This is a genomic window from Pseudomonas sp. P5_A2_2 (assembly GCF_054177685.1).
This window is the reverse complement of sequence record NZ_JBGCUL010000565.1, coordinates 1-3007: the sequence shown is the minus strand read 5'-3', so window position 1 is coordinate 3007 and position 3007 is coordinate 1. Positions and strand designations below refer to the sequence as shown.

Genomic DNA, 3007 nt, shown 5'->3' with positions numbered 1-3007 from the left:
CAACTCGTGGATGCTCGACACATCAACGCCGATCCCCGAATTTGCCGCTGCACTGAGCATGCTCTGGGACTTGTTGGCCTTGGCCCCGTAGAAAAGGGCATGAGGCACGTCGTACTGCTTCAACACCGCCAGCAAGGCATGTGTGTTTAATTCAAAGGCATGGGGCCAGACCAGATTCAATGGTGAGCCGTGTTGTTTGACCAAGTCTTTAAGTGTGCCCGGAAAGTCATTGATGAGCGTGGAAATAAGCGGGTCGGTCAGCGGCTTTAACATCTCCGGATGATGAACTTTATTTCGTTGCTCAACAGCGGGTGTATTTGTTGTAGGCATAGTTAACCCCTGGCCCCGTAAATGACGTCGCTATTGATGTTTCGATAACTAAGCGTTATCGATTCATGTAGTCTTTTTACTCGTCAGATACGAGGTCTAAACAATTTGGAGGCGGATGCCAGGCGAAATCCGGGTCTGGGTTCGAAGCGCTGATCGTAATAAATGGTTCGCAAAACAATTGCATGAGAATCCCATTCCATAATGGTTTGTACGGACGTGTTAATTGGCCACTCGTTGAGGGCCAATCCCCTGTAAATACCCGTAACTGACATTCAAATGGCATCACTGACAGGTACTTCCCGAGATACTGATGATTTGCTTTGAAGCGAGGATAGTTCCTCTTGGCGGCGTGAACAATATTGCGAACGAGAACGATTATCAAGTAAGGTTTTCAAATATTTTTGAATAAAGACCTGCTCAAGGCGAACGCATGAACGTGTTTTTACACGCTCAAGGTCTCGTTCGCCCCGAGATAAAAAGTCCCTTAAATCCTTGAACAATAAGGCGTTAAGGGCTGTTGCGAGAAACCCCGGAACAGCATGCAAATCCGCCGCTGAAGGGGCCTGAAAATTTTCAGAAATCACGACTGGTTCACGCCAAGGAGCAACACCATGCAATCCGATCGACTCAGCAGCAAAACCCCACTCGCGATCAGCTACCTGTTCGTGCCGGGCAACCGTCCCGAGCGGTTTTCCAAAGCCGTCGAAGCAGGGCCGGACGCGATCATCCTCGATCTCGAAGACGCCGTTCATCCGGACAGCAAAGCCGCCGCACGCGCCGCCATCTGGGCCTGGCAAGAGGCGACGCCGAGCGGCGCCTGCGAACGTTACATCCGCCTGAACAGCGTGAGCAGTTCGCTGTTGCGCCAGGACCTGACCTGGCTCAGCGACATGCGCTACCCCGAGCGTTGCAGCGGGATTTTCCTGCCCAAGGCCGAATGCCCCGAGGCGCTGACGCGGGTGGTCGAGTGCCTGCTGGAGTGGCAACCGGAACTGAAGATCGTTGCCATCATCGAGACTGCCAAAGGCCTGCAACAGGTCGAATCTATTGCCGCGATTGCGGGGCTGACGCGGCTGGCGTTCGGCTCGTTGGATTTCTCCCTGGACATCAACTGCAGCCAGATTCCCGAGGCGTTTGTGTTCGCCCGCAACCGTATCGTGCTGGCTTCGCGCACGGCGGATTTGCCGTCGCCGATCGACGGCGTCACCCCGGCGATCAGCGATTTGGCGGTGGTCGCCAAGGACTCGCATTACGCGCGATCGCTGGGCTTTGGCGCCAAGCTGTGCATCCACCCATCGCAACTGGCCACAGTGCAACGCGCCTTCCTGCCGGATTCGCGTCAACTGGCGTGGGCCGATCGGGTGATGAGAGCGGTTGCGACCGGTAGCCACGCGGTGCAAGTGGATGGCGAGATGGTCGACTTGCCGCTGATCGAGCACGCCCGGCGCCTGCTCGATGTGGCCAGCCAATACGCGCCGATTGTTCGCGCAGATGCCTGCTGAATCCCCGGCGAATCAGGAGATCAACCATGGAACACGGTTATCAGATTGCGCTGCGGCCGCTTTGCGAAGTGCTGCAATCGGAGCAGGTCGACCCGGCCAACGTGACGATGCTGCGCGAGTCGATTATCCGGGCCGGGCATTGGCTGGAACCGATCATCGTCGAGCGCTCGCGAGGCATCGTGATGGACGGCAATCATCGCTTCAACGCGGCGTTGCAGTTGGGCTTGAAGCGAGTGCCGTGCATCCAGCTCGATTACACCGATCCGCGGGTGTGTGTGCGGCATTGGCAGACCGGGCAGGCGTTCGAAGTAGCGCGGATTTTCACCACCATCGCCCGCGGCGAGATCTTTCCGTACAAGACCACCCGGCACGCGTTTGACCCAGCGTTGCCAGTGGTCGCGATACCGCTGGAGCACCTGTATGCCTGACCTTGGCCGCACAGAAGCAAAAAAACTTTACCGAGGGTGATACTTTTTCGCAGATCGACTGGCAATGGGAGTGATTACCATTTTCCCTTGATGAATAGGATCCTCACGTCATGCCTGTTGTCAGTCGTCCTTGCGGTGAGCGCGTGTTAACACTCGCCATTCGTACCGCCATGCTGAATTTTGTTTTGGTCGCAGGAAGCGCCAACGCCTGGGCCGCCAGCCCTGAGCAACAAGCCGTTGCCGCCGACAAGACCTCGAACATTTCGGCTGCGACGCCGACCGATGACGGCACGGATACGCTGACCCTCGGCACCACCAACATCAACGCCCGTTACAACGGCGCGACCTCATTGCCGCAAGCGTTCGCCGGTGGCCAGGTTGCGCGCGGAGCTCGCCTGGGCATGCTGGGCAACAAGGACGTGATGGACACCCCGTTCAGCGTGACCAGTTACACCGCCAAGACCTTGGCCGACCTGCAAACGGTAACCGTGGCCGATGCACTGGAACGTGATCCATCGGTGCGTTCCACCGGTCAGACGGGCGGCATCGTCGACTCGTTTTTCATCCGTGGCTTTCCGGTCGGTGAAGGCAATCTGGGCGAACTGGCGTTCGATGGCGTGTATGGCGTAGCGCCGAACTACCGCGTATTCACCGAGTACGCCGAGCGCGTTGAAGTGCTCAAGGGACCGGGCGCGCTGATGTACGGCATCTCGCCCAACAGTGGCGTCGGTGGCGTGATCAACATCG

Annotated in this window: 4 protein-coding genes and 1 pseudogene; 3 read left to right on the top strand and 2 right to left on the bottom strand. The window is 57.5% G+C overall.

Annotated elements, in window-relative coordinates:
- Together ACXRVY_RS22365 and ACXRVY_RS22360 are read right to left on the bottom strand one after the other, a co-directional pair.
- Positions 1-330, bottom strand: a pseudogene (locus ACXRVY_RS22365) (Y4yA family PLP-dependent enzyme); the annotation flags it as partial.
- Positions 331-602: 272 nt separating this feature from the next.
- A complete protein-coding gene (locus tag ACXRVY_RS22360) occupies positions 603-914 on the bottom strand; it encodes a hypothetical protein (RefSeq protein WP_223458031.1) in 312 nt (103 codons plus the stop codon).
- A gap of 27 nt (positions 915-941) precedes the next feature.
- On the opposite strand from ACXRVY_RS22360, the gene ACXRVY_RS22355 reads away from it, so the two are divergent.
- The 3 genes from ACXRVY_RS22355 to ACXRVY_RS22345 all read left to right on the top strand — a co-directional run.
- Positions 942-1832 (top strand): HpcH/HpaI aldolase/citrate lyase family protein, encoded by an 891-nt coding sequence (locus ACXRVY_RS22355; protein ID WP_223458029.1) that lies wholly within the window; start codon positions 942-944, stop codon positions 1830-1832.
- 26 nt (positions 1833-1858) lie between these two features.
- A complete protein-coding gene (locus ACXRVY_RS22350) occupies positions 1859-2260 on the top strand; it encodes a transcriptional regulator (RefSeq protein ID WP_457265907.1) in 402 nt (133 codons plus the stop codon).
- Positions 2261-2370: 110 nt separating this feature from the next.
- On the top strand, positions 2371-3007 hold a 637-nt coding region (locus ACXRVY_RS22345; RefSeq protein ID WP_458238261.1), incomplete at its 3' end, for a TonB-dependent receptor plug domain-containing protein.